This window comes from Ruegeria sp. AH7 (genome assembly GCF_056541325.1).
The window spans coordinates 594,234-613,636 of record NZ_JBQFYF010000001.1; the positions used below are offsets into that span (position 1 = coordinate 594,234).

A 19,403-nucleotide genomic window follows, 5' to 3' on the forward strand; every position below is an offset into this window, starting at 1 on the left:
TACAAGGCGGCTGATCCGGGATCGCCGCCCTTTTTCTGTTTAGCTGTTGCCTGTTGAGGTAAACCGTGCCGCATCTGCTGCTGCCCGCCGGATGGCGTTTGATTTATGGACCGTTTCCATAAACTCTGCCTCGGGGTCACTGTCATAGACCACGCCACCGCCTGCCTGAATGTAGAGCTTTTGGTCTTTCACGATGGCCGTGCGCAGGGCGATACACATATCCATGTCACCACCCGCGCTGAAATAGCCGACACCGCCGCCATAAACGCCGCGCTTTTCGGGTTCCAACTCGTCGATAATCTCCATCGCACGGACTTTTGGCGCGCCCGAGACTGTACCCGCAGGCATCCCAGCAAAGAAGGCATCCAACGCGTCTTTGTCCTCGGCCAATTCACCTACCACGTTCGACACGATATGCATCACGTGGCTGTAGCGTTCGATGATGAACTCTTCGGTGGGCCGCACAGTGCCGATCTTGGCGACACGGCCTGTATCGTTGCGACCCAAATCCAGCAGCATCAGATGTTCGGCCAATTCCTTCTTGTCGGCCAGCAAATCCAACTCGTTTGCTTTGTCTTCTTCTGGCGTTGCACCGCGTGGGCGGGTGCCCGCGATAGGGCGAATGGTGACTTCGTCGCCAAAGACCCGCACCAGAATCTCGGGGCTGGCGCCCACGACCTGAAAGCCACCGAAGTTGAAGTAGAACATGAACGGCGAAGGGTTGGTGCGGCGCAAAGACCGATAGAGCGTGAACGGCGGCAGCGGGAAATCCTGTGTCCAGCGCTGTGCCGGGACGACCTGAAAGATGTCGCCTGCTCGGATGTATTCCTTGGCCTTTTCAACCGCTTCCATATAGCCGGATTTGGTGAAATTCGACACAGGCGGGGCCACCTCGGACGCGTCACCCAGATCGCGGGTTTCCGCTGGCATGGCGCGTTCCAGATCGCGGACAGCGTCCATCACACGTTCGGCGGCCTGCGCATAGGCTGCTTTGGCCGATTGCCCGTCGCTAGACCATGCAGGAGAGACCACTGTAACTTCGCCTTTGACGCCATCCAAAACCGCCACGACCGAAGGGCGCAGCATGATCGCATCGGGAAGGCCCAACGGATCAGGGTTCACGTCCGGCAAATATTCGACCAGACGCACCATGTCGTAGCCCAGATAGCCAAACAGCCCTGCAGCGGCCTGCGGCAGATCATCGGGCAGCGCGATGCGGCTTTCGGCCAGCAAGGCGCGTAGATTGTCCATTGGGTTGCCGGTTTGCGGGTCAAACGCCTCGGGATCGAACCGGGCGGACCGGTTCAACTCGGATGTTTCGCCCCGGCAGCGCCAGATCAGATCAGGCTTCATGCCAACAATCGAATAACGCCCGCGCACCTCTCCGCCCGTGACGGATTCCAGCATAAAGGCATCTTTTTGCGCACCGGTCAGCTTCAGCATCAATGACACCGGTGTGTCCAGGTCAGCAGCAAGGCGCGTGTAAACGACCTGATTTTCACCCGCCTCATAGGCGCGGGCGAACGTGTCGAAATCGGGTGTCAGTGCCATGATGGTCTCTTAGTAACTCGCCTGCACGGCGTTCAGGGCTTGCTGATCGAGCACAGGGCGTGCGCGGGTCTGTGCGTCGCGGACATAGGCGTCAAAGATGTTCTGCGCCAGGGCCTGATCCAGTTGAGCGCTGAGGGCCTCTTGCAGCTGTCGCAACTCGTCAGTTTCATCCGGTGGCAGGATCTCGTCCAGACGTACGATCAAGGCGGCGCCATTGCCGCTGACCACGCGCAGTTCGCCGGGCTCCATCTCGAAAACGTCTGCCATGAAGCTGGGGGGCACATCCTCAAGAAATGCGGTGCGGGTCAGGGCGTTTTCCACGCGGAACGGCAGGCCGGTTGCGGTGAAGTCTCCATCGGTGGCCAGATCCAAGAGGACCGAGGCCGCCTGATCCTGAAGCGCCGCGTTTGTCTCGGCCGCAATCCAGGCTGCAGCGACGCGGTCGCGTGCGCTATCCAAGGGTTCGGGGCGCGGGGGCAGGTCTTCTTCCAAACGCAGCGCGAAGATCGATCCGTCCTCAAGGAACGCGATCTCTGGGAAGTCACCGTCCTGCACCGCTTCGGCGGCCACGCGGAACCCGTCATAAGCAGCAACCTGTTCGCTGCTGTCGCGGGTCCAGTCAATCTGATCCAGCACCATCTCGGTTTCAGCAGCCAACTCTTCCAGCGTGGCACCACCGGCCAGTAGGTCGTTGATATCCTCAGATTGGGCTTCGATCAGGCGGCGCGCGCGCTCAGAAGCCTGTTCTTCGCGCAAGCTTGGTTCAGCCTCTTCAAAAGGAACGTTGTTGGCGGCCAGTGAGCCGTTTATCCGGAACAAAGCCGGGCCAAAGACCGAAGGCAGAGGTCCGACAACCTGATCCAGTTCTGCCGCGAATACGGCATCGGCAGCGTCGCCCAGATCGTCGCGGGTGACATCGCCCAGATCGATATCGCTCAACTCAAGCTCGCGGTCGCGCACCAGTTGTTCGAATGTGGTACCCCCGACCTCAAGCTGTGCCATTGCGTCATTTGCAGCCTCTTCACTGGGGAAGTTCAGCCGTTCGACCAACCGGCGTTCGGGTTGTTGGTATTCAGCCGCGCGCTGGTCGTAGAGTCGGCGCAGTGTATCTTCGTCAACCTCGACCGTATCGATCAACATCTCGGGCGAAAGGATCGCAAAGGTCAGTCGTTTGGTGCGGGGCAGGGTGAACAAATCGGTGTTTTCATCATAAAACGCCAGAACCTGTTCATCGGTTGGATCCGCAACTGGCGTCGTCAGCGCCTCAACCCCGAGGGTCGCGATGGTGAAGCTGCGCCGCGCGCCCAGATAATCGACCAGCATTTGTGTCAGCGTATCGGGCATGACCACGCCGCTGGTCACAGCTGCCTGCAGGATCGTGCGCGAAGATTCCTTGCGCAGGTCCGATTCGAATTCGGCATCCGAGATACCCAGTTGATCCAGTTGGAACCGATAGGCTTCGCGGTCAAAGGTTCCATCAACGCCCTGAAAGGCCGGGATCGCAACGATCTCTTCCTGCAGGTTTTCGTCGCCAATCGAAATGCCCAACTGACTGACTTCGTTGTCCAACGCGGCGAGGGCGGTCAGGCGGGACAAGGCGCGCTGTTCCAAACCCAGCTCTCGGGCCTGAGACATTTGCAGAGATTGTCCGGTCTGGGCCTCAACGGCACGGATCTCGCGCTGCAGCTCACGTACATAGGCATCGACCGAGACGCTTTCGTCACCCACCTGTGCAACAGTGCGGATGGTGCCGCTGAGATTGGTGGCGCCAAAACCGGCCAGACCGACGAACAAAAGGCCCATCAATATCCAGACAAAGGTTTTCGAAAGACTGTTCTTGCCTGCAGCCATGATGTCCTCTTGGTGTTTTGGCAGGTCTCTGCCCTGTTGGTCGCCGCCCTGAATACGACGGGCACCGCCGGGGGGCAAGCTTAGAAGGAAACTGCCTGCAAGCGGTCGAACAATTGGCCAATCCCAGCTCGATCCAGATTTGCGAAAGCGATGCGCACCTGGCGCTGACCGGCAGGATCGCCTGCGGGCATGAACATCGTACCGGGCAGCAGGAGAATACCAGCTTCTGGAACGAGGCGGCGGGCAAGTTCATCCGAGGCGATATCGAACGGGTGTTCAAGATAGGCGAAATATGCGCCGAGGCCCAACAGCCGCCAACCCTTGGCGGTCAGCTTTGGCATCCCATCGGCGATCGCGGCGCGCCGGTCGAGGATTTCATCGCGTTCCCCGGCCAACCATTGGCCGAGGTTCTGCATGCCCCACAGGGCCGCAAATTGGCCGATCTGGCCGGGGCAAATCGCGACCGTATCCAGAAACTTTTCGATTTCGGAGAGAAGGGTGTTACTGGACGCAATAGCTCCGACGCGATGACCGGTCAGGCGGTAGGCTTTCGAGAAAGAATAGAGATGCACTAGCGTCTGATCCCAGCCGGGTTGTTGGAACAACTCATGCGGCGGACCGCTGCGGCTGTCGAAATCGCGGTAGGTTTCGTCGACCAGCAGGTAGATGCCAGCCTCTCGGGCCAGATCGTAAAAGGCGCGAAGCAGTTCCGCCGGGTATTCGACCCCGCCGGGATTGTTGGGCGTGACTAAAGAAATAGCGCGGGTATTGTCGGTGATCAGCGCACGCGCCTGTTCGGGGTCGGGCAAAAGATCGGCGCCGGTTGGCAAGTCGACAGCGTACACGCCTGCCATGTCCAGCCACATTTTGTGATTGAAGTACCATGGGGTAGGTAGGATGACCTCGTCCCCCTGATCCGTGATCGCCGAGATGACGGCCGAAAACGCCTGATTGCACCCCGAGGTGATGGCAACCTGGTTCGCGGCAACCGTCGCGGCATAGTGGGCGCTGATCTGATCAGCCAGTTCCGCGCGTAAATCACTGTTACCCAAGACGGGCCCATAGAGATGGGCGCTATCTTGCTCTACCGCAAACTCGGCCATGGCCTGACGCATGGCCAGCGGTGGTGGATCGACGGGGGCCGCCTGACTGACATTGATCAGCGGCTGGTCATCCGAAAATGTAACCCCGTTCAGCCAGCGGCGCGCCTCCATCACCGGGGGAGGGAAGGTGATGCTGGTGCGGGTTTGAGTCATTGGGTCTTGTCCTTGGACTGTGCCAGCAGGGCTTGTGCGAGGCTCTGCCTCGCGCTCCGAGGTATTTCTGAACAGAAGAAGTTAGTCCGTGCCGCGATAGGGTTCGACATATTGCAAGGCCATATCCCAGGGGAAGAAGATCCAGGTGTCCTGGCTGACCTCGGTAATGAACGTGTCGACCATCGGGCGGCCCTTGGGTTTGGCATAGACCGTCGCGAAATGCGCCTTGGGAAACATCCGGCGCACCAGATCCAGGGTTTTGCCGCTGTCGACCAGATCGTCGATGATGAGAACGCCTTCGCCATCGCCCATCAACGGGGCATCCGGGGCCTTGAGCACCTCGGCCTCGCCCTGTTCCTGATGGTGGTAGGAGCGTACGCTGATCGTGTCGACGGTGCGGATGTCCAGCTCACGGCTGACGATCATGGCCGGGGCCATTCCGCCACGGGTGATCGCGACAACCGCGCGCCAGGATCCATCATCGGGGCCTTGCCCATCCAGCCGCCAGGCCAGAGCGCGGGAATCGCGGTGAATCTGATCCCAGCTGATATGAAAGCCTTTTTCGTGGGGCAGGCGATCCTTGGCGCTCATGATCTTAGCCCTTTTCTACGTCAGGCGCATCGACGGCTTTCATGCCGACAATGTGATAGCCCGAGTCTACATGCAGATTCTCACCGGTGACGCCACTGCTGAGATCGGACAGCAAGTACAATGCCGAGTTGCCGACATCGTCGATGGTTACGTTGCGACGCAGGGGCGAGTTATACTCGTTCCATTTCATGATATAGCGGAAGTCCCCGATGCCACTTGCGGCGAGCGTTTTGATCGGCCCAGCCGAGATCGAGTTCACGCGGATGCCATCCTTGCCCAGGTCCTCGGCCAAATATTTGACCGATGCTTCCAGCGCGGCTTTGGCAACACCCATGACATTATAGTGCGGCATGACCTGCTCGGCGCCATAGTAGGTCAGGGTCACGGCACTGCCGCCTTCGCCCATCATCTTTTCTGCGCGCTGCATCACGGCTGTGAAGGAAAAGACGGACACATCCATGGTCAAATTGAAATTCGCGCGGCTGGTGTCGACATAACGACCGCGCAGTTCGTTCTTATCCGAGAACCCGATGGCGTGAACGATAAAATCCAGCTCGCCCCATTTTGCTTCAAGCGCGGTGAACAATGCGTCGATTGACGTCTCGTCGCTGACGTCGCACGGCAGGACGATTTCGCTGCCAAGTTGCGCTGCCAGTGGGTCGACCCGTTTCTTCAGAGCGTCGCCTTGATAAGAAAAAGCCAGATCGGCCCCGGCATCGGATAAAGCGCGCGCGATTCCCCATGCGATTGATTTGTCATTGGCCAGTCCCATGATGAGGCCGCGTTTGCCGGCCATCAACTGATTTGCCATGTTTGGTTCTCCGCCTGTCTTCGCGTTGTATTGCGTTGGTTTATGCCATCGTTAGCGCTGCATCAAGGCCATCCACTCTTGCCCGTAGCGGGTTATCGCCTTAGGTTCCTACTCAGTACTTTCCTGGGGATGGAAATGAACGAGCGCGATGGCATCTTTGCTGGCTCCGATCCGTTTGAAATAGCGGCTCGGTGGTTAGGTGAGGCTGAAGAGAGTGAAGTCAACGATCCGAACGCAATCGCGTTGGCGACTGTCGATCTGGACGGTATGCCCAATGTTCGTATGGTTCTTTTGAAAGAGATCGAACCGGACAGCTTCGTTTTTTACACAAACTACGAAAGCACCAAAGCGTCAGAGCTGGATGGTGCGGGCAAAGCCGCATTTGTGATGCACTGGAAATCTTTGCGGCGTCAAATCCGAGTTCGTGGTACAATAACGCGGGAAACGGGTCCTAAAGCGGATGAGTATTATGCATCCAGATCGCTTAAAAGCCGATTGGGGGCCTGGGCTTCGCGGCAGTCTCAGCCGCTGAGCAGTCGCGCTGCGTTGATGGCAGAGGTTGCAAAGGTAACTGCGAAACATGGGCCGAACCCTGCGCGACCGCCATTTTGGGGAGGGTACAGAATCGCGCCGACTGAAATTGAATTCTGGGCAGATGGGGCTTTTCGCCTGCATGACCGCTTTAGATGGCAAAGGGATGAGCCCGGATCAGTTTGGCAAGTGGAAAGGCTGAATCCATGATGTTCGCGTTACGTGAAATGCAACACTCAGAAAACAATGGGTTTTTTCAGCTTGAATTTGCGGGCCATTCCCATAAACAAACAAACCTTAACGATCTTAATAAATGCGCGTAAGGAATACAGTGCCGGACGATCTGAATAATATGTATCGCGTACGTGGACACGTGAAATGGTTCGACCCTGCGAAAGGGTACGGGTTCGTTGTGTCTGACGAAGGCGGTCCGGATATTCTGTTGCATGTGAACGTCTTGCGCAATTTTGGTCAAAGCTCTGTCGCGGATGGCGCGGGCATCGAAATTATGACGCATCGCACAGACCGGGGCGTTCAGGCGGTCGAGGTGATCAGTGTTGATCCGCCGGCGCGTGCAGATTCTATGCTGCTGGCCGATTTCGCCGAACTTGATCCAGACGTGATCGCAGATGCCCCGATGGAGGCTGCGAGGGTGAAATGGTTCGACAAGGGCAAAGGTTTTGGCTTTGCCAATGTGTTTGGACGCGGTGAGGATGTGTTTTTGCATATCGAAGTTTTGCGCCGCTCGGGCCTTGCCGATCTGCAACCCGGCGAAGCGCTGGCCATGCGCGTGATCGATGGAAAACGAGGCCGGATGGCAGCACAGGTGCTTGCCTGGGAAGCCGCACTGGACGAATGATTCCACGATGATGAGTCGCCTTATCGCTCCTGCCCTGATCTTTACTTTTTGGGCCGGGGGTGCGTTGGCGGACTGCCGCCCTGACCGGGTTGAGCTGAAGAACGATCAGACTCAGATAAGTTTCAACGTTGAAGTGGCCATGACGCCCCAAGAGCGTTCGCGTGGGTTGATGTTCCGAGAGTCCCTACCCAATAGGTCGGGGATGCTGTTCGTATTCGATCCGCCTCAGCGCGTGGCGTTCTGGATGAAGAACACCCTGATTCCACTGGACATGATCTTCATCGACAAAACCGGCGCAGTCAGCAGCGTGCATGAAGGCGCGATTCCGGGTGATTTGACCCCGATTGAGGGCGGCGATTCCGTGTTTGCGGTGCTCGAAATCAATGCTGGATTGGCCACACGCTATGGAATCGCAGCTGGAACCCAGATGCGCCATGAAATTTTTTCACAAGGCCCCGCAATTTGGCCCTGTTAGGGCTTTTCAAATCAGATCGGCACGTTTAGGAAGGCGCACGGTCCGGGGCGTGGCGCAGTCTGGTAGCGCACCTGTTTTGGGTACAGGGGGTCGTAGGTTCGAATCCTGCCGCCCCGACCACTTCCAAAAATGTTAAATTACGCGCACGCTGTATTGTGCACTCAACCAGATATTGATTGGCACATAGTGTGTATTGCACGCCATTCTCCCGAGGGGCCAAACTTCAAAGCCCGTGTGGAAAAGGTCGGTTGGAAGGCAGCGATTCAGGGGCGGGACGAAGGTAGTTTTGACTGGACCAACAACAAGCTGTTTGAATAATGCAAGCAACACAGCGGCCGTAAAAATATAGTCAGCCCGGCAACCCGCCCATCGTGCGATAAAGCCTGCTAAGAGCTTGGTCCAACGCTTCGCTTTCGACGGGAACCTCAACAACCGATCCGGCCTTTTGTGGAACTCTGAACATCAGCGAGGCATCAACGCGGTAGCCGGATGAAGTTTTGCTCGGGTTCAATCGCATGACGCTTTTGGGCAGGTTCTGAGGGGAGCCATCATAGGTCAGTATCAGGAAAGCGGCTGCTTCGGGGGGTAGGTATTCACTGCATTCAAAGCTGTTGTCGGGCAGCTTGCGAAAACTGTCGCCCGGGCCGGTGCAGCTCATTTCGAAGGTTTCGAACAGACGCATCGGGTAGTCGTTGAACTGAGCACTGCGTGATGGTTCGGACACATCTTGTGGTGTGCACGCCACGATTAGGGCCAGTGGCGATAGAAAGTGAAACAGTCGCATCTGATTGTAAGCCCTCAATGATTTGCGCGTTAACCACCTAGTCCCTTGGTAGGTCCGCGATGATTCTGTTTCAGCCTAACCAGCAGTGGTCCGGTTCATCAAACGCTTATAACCATGCTGGTAAAAACAGGAATTTCATTCTGTTGAGTTTGGGATCGGCGGGATTTTGCCGTGGATCATTCTGTGGAGGAATCGGCCGCGCCCCGCGCAAGACCCGGCGCGATGATCTGGTCAACACAAAAGATTTCAAAAATGACTCAAAAAGGCCGTTGACCTTCTATGGGTGGATACGCCAGATTGTATGAGCCGAATATGACGCCACTACATCTGGTATGAAATCAGAGAAGGCGCAGGGCAGGGACGGGACGCACACCAACTGATTGTGCAACCGCTGATGCGGTTTTGCGCTGCGCGCGGCAGCGTCCGGACCTTTGCGTCTGTCGAGTTCGGCAAGGTGGGGGGCTTGGCATTTCTCAGGCCCGAAGCTGGGTAGACGGTCATTAATTCGAAGGCAGCGGACATGAAAATTGAAAGAAAATTCACGAAACCGGGGCAGGATGCATATGCAGACTTGGATTTCATTTCGGCCACGTCCGAGATTCGAAACCCCGACGGTACAATTGTCTTTCGGTTGGACGATATCGAAGTTCCATCAAGCTGGAGCCAGGTCGCAAGCGACGTAATCGCGCAGAAATATTTCCGCAAAGCAGGTGTTCCCAGCAAGCTGAAAAAGGTCAAAGAGAAAGACGTTCCCGAATTCCTGTGGCGTTCGGTTCCGGCCGATGGCGCTGAATTCGATGGCGAGACATCCTCCAAGCAAGTGTTCGATCGTCTGGCCGGCGCGTGGGCGTACTGGGGCTGGAAGGGCGGCTATTTCTCAACCGAGGAAGACGCGCGCGCCTACTTTGACGAGATGCGCTATATGCTGGCGACCCAACGCGCCGCTCCGAACAGCCCGCAATGGTTTAACACCGGTTTGCACTGGGCCTACGGGATCGACGGCCCTGCGCAGGGTCACCACTATGTCGACTACAAAACCGGCAAGCTGACCAAATCGAAATCCGCTTATGAGCATCCGCAGCCGCATGCATGCTTCATCCAGTCCGTCGATGATGATCTGGTGAACGAGGGCGGCATCATGGATCTGTGGGTGCGCGAGGCGCGCTTGTTCAAATACGGTTCAGGCACCGGGACCAACTTCAGCCATCTGCGGGCTGAGGGCGAGGCGCTGTCGGGCGGCGGCAAATCCTCGGGCCTAATGGGATTTCTCAAGATCGGCGACCGCGCCGCTGGCGCGATTAAATCAGGCGGGACAACCCGTCGAGCAGCGAAGATGGTGATCGTCGATGCAGATCACCCGGACATCGAGCAATTCATCGAATGGAAGGTGCTCGAAGAACAGAAGGTGGCCTCGATCGTTGCCGGATCGAAGATGCACGAGAAGATGCTGAACGGCATTTTTGAGGCCATCCGTTCGTGGGATGGCTCTGCTGATGACGCTTATGATCCGAACGCGAACGATAGTCTGAAGAAAGCGGTTCGTGAGGCCAAAAAGGTCGCGATCCCTGAGACTTACATCAAGCGCGTGCTGGATTATGCGCGGCAGGGTCACGACAGCATCGAGTTCCCCACCTACGACACCGACTGGGATTCGGAAGCCTATAGCTCGGTCTCGGGTCAGAACTCGAACAACTCGATCCGCGTGACCAACGCGTTCCTGACCGCTGTTGAGAAAGACGCGGATTGGGAATTGATCAACCGCACCGATGGCAAGGTTGCCCGCACGGTCAAAGCGCGCGACCTGTGGGAGAAGGTCGGCCATGCCGCTTGGGCTTGTGCTGATCCTGGTATTCAGTTCCACGACACTGTCAACGAATGGCACACATGCCCCGAAGATGGTGAGATCCGCGGATCGAACCCGTGCTCGGAATACATGTTCCTGGACGACACGGCCTGTAACCTCGCGTCGATGAACCTGCTGACCTTCCTTAAGGATGACGAGTTTCAGGCGGCGGATTACATGCACGCCTCCCGCCTATGGACCCTGACGCTGGAAATTTCAGTGACGATGGCGCAATTCCCGTCCAAGGAAATCGCGAAACTCTCTTATGATTTCCGTACTTTGGGTCTTGGCTATGCCAATATCGGCGGACTGCTGATGAACATGGGCTACAGCTATGACTCGGACGAAGGTCGGGCGATCTGTGGCGCGCTGACCTCGATCATGACTGGTGTGGCCTATGCGACCTCGGCTGAGATCGCCGGAGAGCTGGGTCCGTTCAAAGGGTATGAGCGCAATGCCGAGCACATGCTGCGCGTCATCCGTAACCACCGCCGCGCATCGCAGGGTGTGACCAACGGGTACGAGAAACTGGCCGTCAAGCCTGTGCCTCTGGATCACGGCAACTGCCCAGACAAACGTCTCATCGATCTGGCCATGTCGGCCTGGGATGAGGCGCTGAGCCTCGGCGAGAAGAACGGCTATCGCAACGCACAGGCCACCGTGATCGCGCCCACCGGGACCATCGGTCTGGTGATGGATTGCGACACGACCGGGATCGAGCCGGACTTCGCACTGGTTAAATTCAAAAAGCTGGCCGGTGGCGGTTACTTCAAGATCATCAACCGCTCGGTACCGTCGGCGCTGGAGAAGCTGGGCTACTCCTCGTCTCAGATCGAAGAGATCGTGGGCTATGCGGTTGGGCACGGCACCATCAGCAACGCGCCGGGGATCAACCACACCTCGCTGACAGGTCACGGGTTCGGCCCGAATGAACTGGCCAAAGTGGACGCCGCGCTGGAAAGCGCCTTCGACATCCGGTTCGTCTTCAACCAGTGGACACTGGGTGAGGATTTCTGCACCGGCGTACTGGGCATCCCGGCGACCAAGCTGAACGATCCTACTTTCGACCTGCTGCGCCATCTTGGCTTTACCAAAGCGGATATCGACGCAGCGAACGATCACGTCTGCGGAACCATGACGCTGGAAGGCGCACCCCATCTGAAGGAAGAGCACTATTCGATCTTCGACTGCGCCAACCCGTGCGGCAAGAAAGGTAAGCGTTTCCTAGGGGTTGATAGCCACATCACCATGATGGCGGCAGCGCAAAGCTTTATCTCGGGCGCGATCAGCAAGACGATCAACATGCCCAATGACGCGACCATCGAGGATTGCCAGAAGGCCTATGAACTCAGCTGGTCGCTGGGTGTGAAGGCTAACGCGCTTTATCGTGACGGCTCGAAACTGTCGCAGCCTCTGGCGGCGGCCCTGGTCGAGGACGACGACGAAGCGGCAGAAGTTTTGGAAAGCGGTTCGACGCAGGAAAAAGCTGTCGTTCTGGCCGAGAAGGTGATTGAGAAGGTTGTGGTCAAGGAAATGATCCGCAGTCATCGCGAGAAACTGCCCCATCGCCGCAAGGGCTATACCCAGAAGGCGATCGTGGGCGGCCACAAGGTTTACCTGCGCACCGGTGAGTTCGAAGACGGCAAGCTGGGTGAGATCTTCATCGACATGCACAAGGAAGGCGCTGGCTTCCGGGCAATGATGAACAACTTCGCCATCGCGGTCTCGGTCGGCCTGCAGTATGGCGTGCCGCTGGAAGAGTTTGTCGATGCCTTCACCTTCACCAAATTCGAACCGGCGGGGATGGTGCAGGGCAACGACTCGATCAAGAACGCGACGTCGATTCTGGACTACATTTTCCGCGAATTGGCCGTGTCTTATTTGGACCGCACCGATCTGGCCCATGTGAAACCTGAAGGCGCAACCTTCGATGATCTGGGTCGTGGCGAGGACGAAAACGTCTCGAACGTTTCAGAAATCAGCGACAGTGCGGCGTCCAAGTCTTTGGAAGTGTTGAAGCAAATCAGCTCGACCGGCTATCTGCGCAAGCGCCTGCCGCAAGATCTGGCGGTGTTCAACGCGGGTCAGGCTGATTTGAACGGCATGGCAGAAACAGCCGCTGCATTTGAAGCTCCGGCCGCAGAAACTGCCGTCGCAACCACCATGGACGCTCGTACCAAAGCCAAGATGCAGGGCTACGAGGGCGACCCGTGCGGCGAATGCGGAAACTACACGCTGGTGCGCAACGGCACCTGCATGAAATGCAACACCTGCGGCGCGACAAGCGGGTGTAGCTGAGTTCAGCGCCCCGGCACCCCGGGGCGCAGGGGTCGGATAGCTGCCACAGGTACCGACCCCGACGAATACGGATCAAGGCGCTGAGACTTACCTTCGATGCCTTGGTCCACTCGGCCGACATGCCCGTGTTGGCCGGGAACAGGGTGGGGCGGAATATTTGCTCCCTCCCACTCTCTCACGGGGCGGGTGCGCTCGCCCCATGCGCAGTCCAGGCCGCAGGCAAAAAAACACCGGGCGGTCAACGAAATGAGCCTGGAAGGCGAAACTGACAGGGGGCTTCGGCCCCCTTTCTTTTTTCAACCCCTTACCGCGGTTGTCAGCAGAGCCTTGCCGGATTGCCTCTCCGCTATCGGGTCAGAACCGCCGAAAGCACATCGGCGGATTTCGCCCGGCGGGAGATCGCAGGGCCGACTCGGGGAAATCCGCAAAGAATGGCGCGAAATGCGGGGATGCCAGGGAGGCGGGTGACGGCGACGGGCAAGATGGTGTCTGTGGTGCGTGTCCGGACGTAACAACGCAAAACTCACTCAGGAGGCACTATCATGAAACCGCAACATCTGGCCGTTATTTCGGCATTCGCACTTGGCTTGCCTGCATTGGCTCTGGCGCAATCGAGCGCTGATGCCAATGGCGATGGCGTTCTAACCATCGAAGAAGTGCAGGCTGTTGTACCAGAAGTGGATACCGATACGTTCTCGGCCATGGATGCAAATGGTGACGGCGCGCTGGATCAGGATGAGATCGCAGTTGCGCAAGAAGCCGGTTTGCTGCCCCCCAGCAACGGCTGACTTGTATTGAATAAGGGCGGCCCGAGGGTTTCGGGCCGCCTTTACAAATGGTTACGCGGGTAAGTGAATGTTGAATTTGGCGCGAATTTCGGCATCTAGCAACGGATCAAACTGAGCGGACGACGGTGCGCTCAGAATTTCTTCCTTGCGGGCGGTAGCCTTCTCCAGCAAATCTGGTTTACCCATTTCGGCCCATTCTTTTGGTGACGTCCGGTCGCCGAATATTGGATAAACATAGTCGGCCTGCATCCGGCTGAGCGTTGCGTCAGTTCCCAAGTAGTGGCCCGGCCCGCCCATGCAGACTTCGGCAATCTGATCCAGCGCCAATGTTTCATCATTGACTTCGATGCCGCGCACGCAGCGCTGTGCCTGACCGATCAGATCATCGCTAAGGATCAGGCTTTCAAAGCAAAAGCCCAGAAGCGAAGCATGCATGCCCGCCGCTTCATAGACCATGTTCAGCCCGGACAACCCGGCCATGACGTTCGAACACATCTGCTCCCACCCGGCTTGCATATCGGGCAGTTTCGAATCTGACGCGCCCGCGGCGGCGCCTCCCGGCAGGTCGTAGAACTGGTGCATCTGCGCACAGCCCGCACTCAGCAGGGCTTGTTCGCCAGACCCGATGGACATAGCCCCAGTGCGCAGGTCCAGACCAAAGGGCCAAGTGCCAAAAATCGCGGGAGCGCCCGGCTTTACGGCGTTTACATAAACCAAACCGGCCAGGCATTCGGCCGTGGCCTGCGTGATTGCCCCGGCGATGGTTGATGGGGCGGTTGCCCCGGCCATGCCAGCAGACAGCAACAGAACCGGCATACCGGCCTTGATGCATTCCTCCATCACTTCGCAGCTTTCGGTGGCAAATTTCATCGGCGGAACGACAAAGCAGTTCGAGTTGGACACAAAAGGCCGCTCGCGCCATTTGTCCTCACCACCGGCAATCATATGCAGCATTTCGATGGCAGGTGCCACATGCGATGGCTCGGTAAAGGATGTTCCGATGTGTTTGTAAGTCCCTGAACATGCAGCGTAAACTGTGTTGTAGTCCATCTCGAGATTGTCGAGGATGTCGCGGCAGACCATAGGGCGCTGGACGAAGTGGATATTGTCCAGCTGCTGGCAAATTCGCGCGGCGTCGTGCAGATCCTGTACGGTTGAATCGCGGTATTGGCGGCCATGGACATCAACCATACTTACGGCTGCTCCGGCTGTGCCATAGTGAACCTTGGTGCCGGTTAGGTCGAGGTCGGTCTGGCCGTCGCGGCTGCAGAGCGTGATGGACCGGTTGGCCTTTGCGATCGTATCTTCGACCAATGCGCGCGGGAACCGAATGCGCCCGTCTTCGCCCAGTGTACAGCCCGCACCGACCAGATAGTCGATGCCGCTTTGGGGGGCGTCTGCAAGACCAATGGTTTCAAGGGCTTGCAGGGCGGCATCGTGGATTTTCTCCACCTGAGTCGGGGTCAGAGGTTTGTATGTGCCGCCTTCCATGCCGGGGCGGATCGGGCGCAGATGTTCTGGAAGGGCGGATGCACGGGCTGCGCGACGTGCAGAACGTCCACCGCTACGAGAGGCACTACGAGATTGCGTGTTCATTGAATAAGTCCGGTCTTTAAAGAGGTATCTTGAGCGTGAGCGATCAAGACAAGCCAGGCCGACCCCTTGCCGCGCGTCCACGATCCGCACCAATGGTACGACTGATCAGACGAATTTTCCAAATCTCGTTTGCCATGAGACCTCTCAGTTGCCCGATAGGCTGTCAGACGGCCACACCCTGTTCTGTTCCGTTTGCGACTTTGGTGTCAAAAACCGACAGATTGTATCGCTGGTCTTGTTGAACGCGTGTTCTGAGCACATTTTCTCCCGCTTTGGGCGAAATCTGTTATACTTTATTAACTTACTGCTGAATATCCTGTGATCAGAATTGAAATCTGGCAACTGCATGCCAGTTTAAATGTGTGACTGTCGTTGCTCCAGACACGGATGAACACTGTTGATGATGGATTGGAAACCACGTTGGGCCCTGATCGCCGCGATGTCGATCACATGCGCCACCCCTGCCTTGGCAGAGGATTGGTCAGGTGCCTATGCGGGTTTCAGTTTCGGCTATGCCGAGGCAAGCGGCCCTGAGAGCTCCAGCGGGGACACAGGCACATTTGGTGCCCATATCGGGTTTGATCAGGATTTTGGCAATTTCGTTTTGGGTGGTGAGTTGGAATACAACCGTCTGTCCCTGAACCTCAGCGAAAATCAGGGAAGCCTGGACAGTATGTCACTTGTTAAACTGCGCGGCGGGTATGATTTTGGCAACGCGCTCGGATACGTGGTCGTCGGTGCGGCCCGCGCGGAAACCTCGACCGACAGCGATACAGCGGCGGTTTACGGCATCGGTGTCGCTTACCCGATTGGCGAAAACCTTGTGATTAGTGGTGAGGCATTGCGCCAGAACTTCGACGATGCCACCCGATCCGAGGGTGGACTGGGCACGAATGTTTTCAACCTAAGGACAACCTTCCGGTTCTGAGCCTTTCACCCAGCCGCGCGATGTTTTGCCTGACCAGCCGCAAAATCGCACAAGGTCTGCAAAGCCTGCGAAAAACGCGCGTCCTCGACGGTCATTGCCACGCGAATATGGCCTGCCGCGGCCCGGCCAAAGCTTTCACCAGGCAAGACAGCGATGGCGTGATTATCCAGCAAGGCGTTTGCAAAGTCTTCACCGGATAGGCCGGTCGCGCGGATATCCAGCATCAGATACATCGCACCTTGTGATGGAACGAGGCTGATGACGTTCTGCTTGCTTAGAATCTCTATGGCAAGCGCGCGACGGCGACGGAAGGGGGCGGCGATACCAGCCTCTAACTCCGGGCCGGCCTTCAGTGCAAAACAGGCGGCATCCTGAATGAAACCTGGCACGCCGTAGGTCGTGTGCGTGGCCAGATTGATCAGATGCGCAATCACTTCTTCTGGACCAATAACCCATCCGCAGCGAGAGCCTGTCATAGCATGGGATTTGGACATGGACCCAACAACAAGTGTGCGCTTGGCCATATCCGACAAAGCACGGGGAGAGCTATGCTCACCCTCCCAGACCTGCGTGTCATAGACCTCGTCCGAGATCAGCCAAAGATCGCGCCGCTTACAGGCCCCTGCGATGCCTTCAAGCGTTTCGTGGGAATAGACCACGCCGGTTGGATTGTTGGGTGAGTTGATCAGCAGGGACACGGCTCCGTCCGCGGCAGCTTCGATATCTTCGGCGCGCGGTTGAAATGACTCTTCGGCCTGCGCTTGGATGGGGCGGGCTTGCGCGCCGACCCCTCGGATCGTACCGGGATAAGTGGCGTAATATGGATCAATATACAGCCCCACATCCCCAGGATCACACAGGGCCATATGTGCTGCGAACAGGGCGGACTGCCCGCCTGGCGTGATCAGAACATTGTCACGCGTGGTGGGCACCCCGGTCCGTACCTGAGTTCTTGCGGCGACCATGTCGCGTAGTTGATCGGTTCCCGGGACCATTGCGTAACCGGTGTGTCCGTTTCGCGCCGAGTGGTCCATGGCGCGCAAAATCGATACATCGGTTCGGGTGTCGTGTTCGCCAATTGTCAGCTCGGTCACGGCGTGTCCGGCGCTGACCATCCGGCGCGCCCGGTAGAACACATCCCAGCCATCACTACCGCCTGCTGTGATCTGAGAGATGCGATTTGACACTTTCATCTGAACACCTGCTTGCGAAGTTTCGAACAGCTCGCGATGGTCGATCAGCTGCGCGCGGGAAGGGTCGCCTGAACCTTTTTCGTCAATGAGGCACGGACCAGATCATAAGACGCTGTCAGGCGGTGCCTCAGTTCTTCCTCCTCCGCGTCAAAAGGCAGGCGGATCCAACTGCGGTGGAAATACGGGGCTTTGACGCCGACACCTGCATCGATCAGCATTTGTGCGGTTTCGATATCGGCGGTTTTGACCGAGACACCATCATTGGCAACCCCGATACAGGCGAACATCTTGGCGCCCACTTTCCACGCATCATGGCCGCCGCCCCAGGGATCGGACCATTCAGCACCCGGTAGGGCGCGGCACACAGAGTTGACGAAATCCCGGCTCATGTTCGGCACCATGCAGGGGAGGTGAGGCAAACTCAAGCCTTGGCTTGGCGTGTTGCGCGTGGTATGTCAGCACCATGAACCGGATGACCTGCATCATTATCTGCTGCATTTCCTGCTGATTTATCAAGCGGGCCGGTATCTTTCGTTTTCATCCCTGAGACAAGTTGCTAAGCCCGCGCCAACGCGCACGCTTTAGGAGCCTAAGTGATGACGACACTCAAACTGCACAACACACGGACACGGACGAAGGAAGACTTCGTTCCGATCGATCCTGACAACGTGCGGATGTATGTCTGTGGGCCGACTGTCTATGACCGGGCTCATCTGGGCAATGCGCGACCCGTGGTCGTGTTCGACACGCTGTTCCGGTTGCTGCGCCATGTCTATGGTGCGGATCATGTCACCTATGTGCGCAATTTCACCGACGTAGACGACAAGATCAACGTGACCGCGCTGAAGCGCAAACAAGCCGGGGCCGAAGGGTCTTTGGAGCAGTTGGTTCACGAACGATCGGACGAAACCATCGGGTGGTATCTGCATGATATGGGTGCGCTTGGGACGCTGGAACCGAACCAGATGCCACGAGCGACTGAGTTTATCCCTCAGATGATCGAGATGATCGAAGACCTGATCTCGAAGGGCCATGCCTATGAGGCCGAAGGTCATGTGCTGTTCGCGGTGGACTCGTGGAAGGACGAATACGGCAAGCTCTCGGGCCGGTCGGTCGATGACATGATCGCGGGGGCGCGGGTTGAGGTTGCACCTTACAAGAAGAACCCGATGGATTTCGTGCTGTGGAAGCCTTCGACCGATGAGCTGCCAGGGTGGCAGTCACCCTGGGGTCGGGGGCGTCCGGGCTGGCACATCGAATGCTCGGCCATGTCCTATGAACTGCTGGGCGACAGTTTCGACATTCATGGTGGCGGCAACGATCTGATGTTCCCGCACCATGAGAACGAGATCGCCCAAAGCTGCTGCGCGCATCCCGAGGGTGAGTTCGCTCGGGTCTGGATGCATAATGAAATGCTGCAAGTCGAGGGCAAGAAAATGTCCAAATCGCTGGGCAATTTCTTCACCGTGCATGACCTGTTGGAACAGGGCGTGCCGGGCGAGGTGATCCGGTTTGTGTTCTTGCAGACCCATTATCGCAAGCCGATGGACTGGACCGAGAAAAAGGCCCGCGCAGCCAAAGCAACGCTGCGCAAGTGGCGGGCGCTGACAGCGGGCATCGAGCCCGCCGCCAGCGCGGCACTCTCAGTGATCGCAGCACTTGCGGATGATCTGAACACAGCGGGTGCTATCGCCGAGCTTCACCGTCTGGCTTCGGACGGGGATGCTGCGGCGTTGCTGGCAAGTGCGCAAGTGCTGGGCCTGCTGACGGATGAGATGGGCGGCTGGGTTGCCAATGCGGCTGCGGATTTCTCTGAATACGAAGAAAAGCTGGCAGCCGCGCGTGCAGAAGCCATGGTGAGTAAGGACTTCTCGGAAGTGGATCGATTGAAATCCGCCTATCTTGCTGCAGGTCTGGAAGTGCGCATGAGCAAGGACGCTGTTGAGATCATCGCTGGATCGGGTTTCGACGCGTCGAAGCTGGAAAGCGTATGATCAAATGCTTCGCCCGGAACTGTCCGGGCGGGCGATGCCCGAACAAGCCAAAGA

16 protein-coding genes and 1 tRNA gene are annotated in these 19,403 nt (G+C 57.7%); 8 read left to right on the forward strand and 9 right to left on the reverse strand.

Annotation, left to right across the window (positions count from 1 at the left end; all coding sequences use genetic code 11):
- Positions 1 to 39 precede the first annotated feature (39 nt).
- From trpE to fabI, 5 genes are all read right to left on the reverse strand, one after another.
- Complete coding sequence (trpE, locus tag ACR0JX_RS03020; protein ID WP_480541277.1) at positions 40 to 1,551, reverse strand: anthranilate synthase component I; 1,512 nt, start codon at positions 1,549 to 1,551, stop codon at positions 40 to 42.
- A 9-nt stretch (positions 1,552 to 1,560) separates the two neighbouring features.
- Complete coding sequence (locus ACR0JX_RS03025) at positions 1,561 to 3,402, reverse strand: peptidyl-prolyl cis-trans isomerase (protein WP_480541278.1); 1,842 nt, start codon at positions 3,400 to 3,402, stop codon at positions 1,561 to 1,563.
- A gap of 80 nt (positions 3,403 to 3,482) precedes the next feature.
- Positions 3,483 to 4,658 (reverse strand): aminotransferase, encoded by a 1,176-nt coding sequence (locus tag ACR0JX_RS03030; RefSeq protein WP_480541280.1) that lies wholly within the window; start codon positions 4,656 to 4,658, stop codon positions 3,483 to 3,485.
- An 81-nt stretch (positions 4,659 to 4,739) separates the two neighbouring features.
- Complete coding sequence (gene gpt, locus ACR0JX_RS03035) at positions 4,740 to 5,249, reverse strand: xanthine phosphoribosyltransferase (RefSeq protein ID WP_353007750.1); 510 nt, start codon at positions 5,247 to 5,249, stop codon at positions 4,740 to 4,742.
- Between the two features lie 4 nt (positions 5,250 to 5,253).
- Positions 5,254 to 6,060, reverse strand: coding sequence for an enoyl-ACP reductase FabI (gene fabI / locus ACR0JX_RS03040; protein WP_480498524.1), 807 nt, complete (start codon positions 6,058 to 6,060; stop codon positions 5,254 to 5,256).
- Between the two features lie 135 nt (positions 6,061 to 6,195).
- Here fabI and pdxH point away from each other — a divergent pair, with 135 nt between their 5' ends.
- From pdxH to ACR0JX_RS03060, 4 genes are all read left to right on the forward strand, one after another.
- Entirely contained in the window at positions 6,196 to 6,801 is a 606-nt protein-coding gene (gene pdxH, locus ACR0JX_RS03045; RefSeq protein WP_480541282.1) for a pyridoxamine 5'-phosphate oxidase, read from the forward strand.
- Positions 6,802 to 6,943: 142 nt separating this feature from the next.
- Positions 6,944 to 7,450 (forward strand): cold-shock protein, encoded by a 507-nt coding sequence (locus ACR0JX_RS03050; protein ID WP_353007746.1) that lies wholly within the window; start codon positions 6,944 to 6,946, stop codon positions 7,448 to 7,450.
- A 10-nt stretch (positions 7,451 to 7,460) separates the two neighbouring features.
- The gene (locus ACR0JX_RS03055) at positions 7,461 to 7,925 is read left to right on the forward strand and encodes a DUF192 domain-containing protein (protein ID WP_480541747.1); all 465 of its coding nucleotides are present in this window, start codon (positions 7,461 to 7,463) and stop codon (positions 7,923 to 7,925) included.
- A 43-nt stretch (positions 7,926 to 7,968) separates the two neighbouring features.
- Positions 7,969 to 8,045, forward strand: a tRNA-Pro gene (locus ACR0JX_RS03060).
- 229 nt (positions 8,046 to 8,274) lie between these two features.
- Here ACR0JX_RS03060 and ACR0JX_RS03065 read toward each other — a convergent pair.
- Positions 8,275 to 8,709, reverse strand: coding sequence for a hypothetical protein (locus ACR0JX_RS03065; RefSeq protein WP_480541284.1), 435 nt, complete (start codon positions 8,707 to 8,709; stop codon positions 8,275 to 8,277).
- Positions 8,710 to 9,229: 520 nt separating this feature from the next.
- On the opposite strand from ACR0JX_RS03065, the gene ACR0JX_RS03070 reads away from it, so the two are divergent.
- Both ACR0JX_RS03070 and ACR0JX_RS03075 read left to right on the forward strand, forming a co-directional pair.
- A complete protein-coding gene (locus tag ACR0JX_RS03070) occupies positions 9,230 to 12,850 on the forward strand; it encodes a vitamin B12-dependent ribonucleotide reductase (protein WP_480541286.1) in 3,621 nt (1,206 codons plus the stop codon).
- A gap of 542 nt (positions 12,851 to 13,392) precedes the next feature.
- Positions 13,393 to 13,638, forward strand: coding sequence for an EF-hand domain-containing protein (locus tag ACR0JX_RS03075; protein WP_480541288.1), 246 nt, complete (start codon positions 13,393 to 13,395; stop codon positions 13,636 to 13,638).
- Between the two features lie 51 nt (positions 13,639 to 13,689).
- Here the strand turns inward: ACR0JX_RS03075 and ACR0JX_RS03080 are convergent, their stop codons facing one another.
- Complete coding sequence (locus ACR0JX_RS03080; RefSeq protein WP_480541290.1) at positions 13,690 to 15,234, reverse strand: trimethylamine methyltransferase family protein; 1,545 nt, start codon at positions 15,232 to 15,234, stop codon at positions 13,690 to 13,692.
- Positions 15,235 to 15,634: 400 nt separating this feature from the next.
- Between ACR0JX_RS03080 and ACR0JX_RS03085 the strand changes: the two genes are divergently transcribed.
- The gene (locus ACR0JX_RS03085; protein ID WP_480541292.1) at positions 15,635 to 16,162 is read left to right on the forward strand and encodes an outer membrane protein; all 528 of its coding nucleotides are present in this window, start codon (positions 15,635 to 15,637) and stop codon (positions 16,160 to 16,162) included.
- 5 nt (positions 16,163 to 16,167) lie between these two features.
- Here ACR0JX_RS03085 and ACR0JX_RS03090 read toward each other — a convergent pair whose 3' ends face one another.
- Positions 16,168 to 17,355, reverse strand: coding sequence for a pyridoxal phosphate-dependent aminotransferase (locus ACR0JX_RS03090; RefSeq protein WP_480541294.1), 1,188 nt, complete (start codon positions 17,353 to 17,355; stop codon positions 16,168 to 16,170).
- A gap of 44 nt (positions 17,356 to 17,399) precedes the next feature.
- A complete protein-coding gene (locus ACR0JX_RS03095) occupies positions 17,400 to 17,744 on the reverse strand; it encodes an MmcQ/YjbR family DNA-binding protein (RefSeq protein ID WP_480541296.1) in 345 nt (114 codons plus the stop codon).
- Between the two features lie 207 nt (positions 17,745 to 17,951).
- Between ACR0JX_RS03095 and cysS the strand changes: the two genes are divergently transcribed.
- Positions 17,952 to 19,349: a cysteine--tRNA ligase gene (gene cysS, locus ACR0JX_RS03100; protein ID WP_480541298.1), complete on the forward strand. Its 1,398-nt coding sequence runs from the start codon at positions 17,952 to 17,954 to the stop codon at positions 19,347 to 19,349.
- The last annotated feature ends 54 nt before the right edge of the window (positions 19,350 to 19,403 follow it).

Coding starts and splice junctions, on each gene's coding strand:
- trpE (WP_480541277.1), bottom strand. CDS start 1,551: ATGGCACTGACACCCGATTTCGACACGTTCGCCCGCGCCTATGAGGCG.
- ACR0JX_RS03025 (WP_480541278.1), bottom strand. CDS start 3,402: ATGGCTGCAGGCAAGAACAGTCTTTCGAAAACCTTTGTCTGGATATTG.
- ACR0JX_RS03030 (WP_480541280.1), bottom strand. CDS start 4,658: ATGACTCAAACCCGCACCAGCATCACCTTCCCTCCCCCGGTGATGGAG.
- gpt (WP_353007750.1), bottom strand. CDS start 5,249: ATGAGCGCCAAGGATCGCCTGCCCCACGAAAAAGGCTTTCATATCAGC.
- fabI (WP_480498524.1), bottom strand. CDS start 6,060: ATGGCAAATCAGTTGATGGCCGGCAAACGCGGCCTCATCATGGGACTG.
- pdxH (WP_480541282.1), top strand. CDS start 6,196: ATGAACGAGCGCGATGGCATCTTTGCTGGCTCCGATCCGTTTGAAATA.
- ACR0JX_RS03050 (WP_353007746.1), top strand. CDS start 6,944: ATGTATCGCGTACGTGGACACGTGAAATGGTTCGACCCTGCGAAAGGG.
- ACR0JX_RS03055 (WP_480541747.1), top strand. CDS start 7,461: ATGAGTCGCCTTATCGCTCCTGCCCTGATCTTTACTTTTTGGGCCGGG.
- ACR0JX_RS03065 (WP_480541284.1), bottom strand. CDS start 8,709: ATGCGACTGTTTCACTTTCTATCGCCACTGGCCCTAATCGTGGCGTGC.
- ACR0JX_RS03070 (WP_480541286.1), top strand. CDS start 9,230: ATGAAAATTGAAAGAAAATTCACGAAACCGGGGCAGGATGCATATGCA.
- ACR0JX_RS03075 (WP_480541288.1), top strand. CDS start 13,393: ATGAAACCGCAACATCTGGCCGTTATTTCGGCATTCGCACTTGGCTTG.
- ACR0JX_RS03080 (WP_480541290.1), bottom strand. CDS start 15,234: ATGAACACGCAATCTCGTAGTGCCTCTCGTAGCGGTGGACGTTCTGCA.
- ACR0JX_RS03085 (WP_480541292.1), top strand. CDS start 15,635: ATGATGGATTGGAAACCACGTTGGGCCCTGATCGCCGCGATGTCGATC.
- ACR0JX_RS03090 (WP_480541294.1), bottom strand. CDS start 17,355: ATGAAAGTGTCAAATCGCATCTCTCAGATCACAGCAGGCGGTAGTGAT.
- ACR0JX_RS03095 (WP_480541296.1), bottom strand. CDS start 17,744: ATGAGCCGGGATTTCGTCAACTCTGTGTGCCGCGCCCTACCGGGTGCT.
- cysS (WP_480541298.1), top strand. CDS start 17,952: ATGACGACACTCAAACTGCACAACACACGGACACGGACGAAGGAAGAC.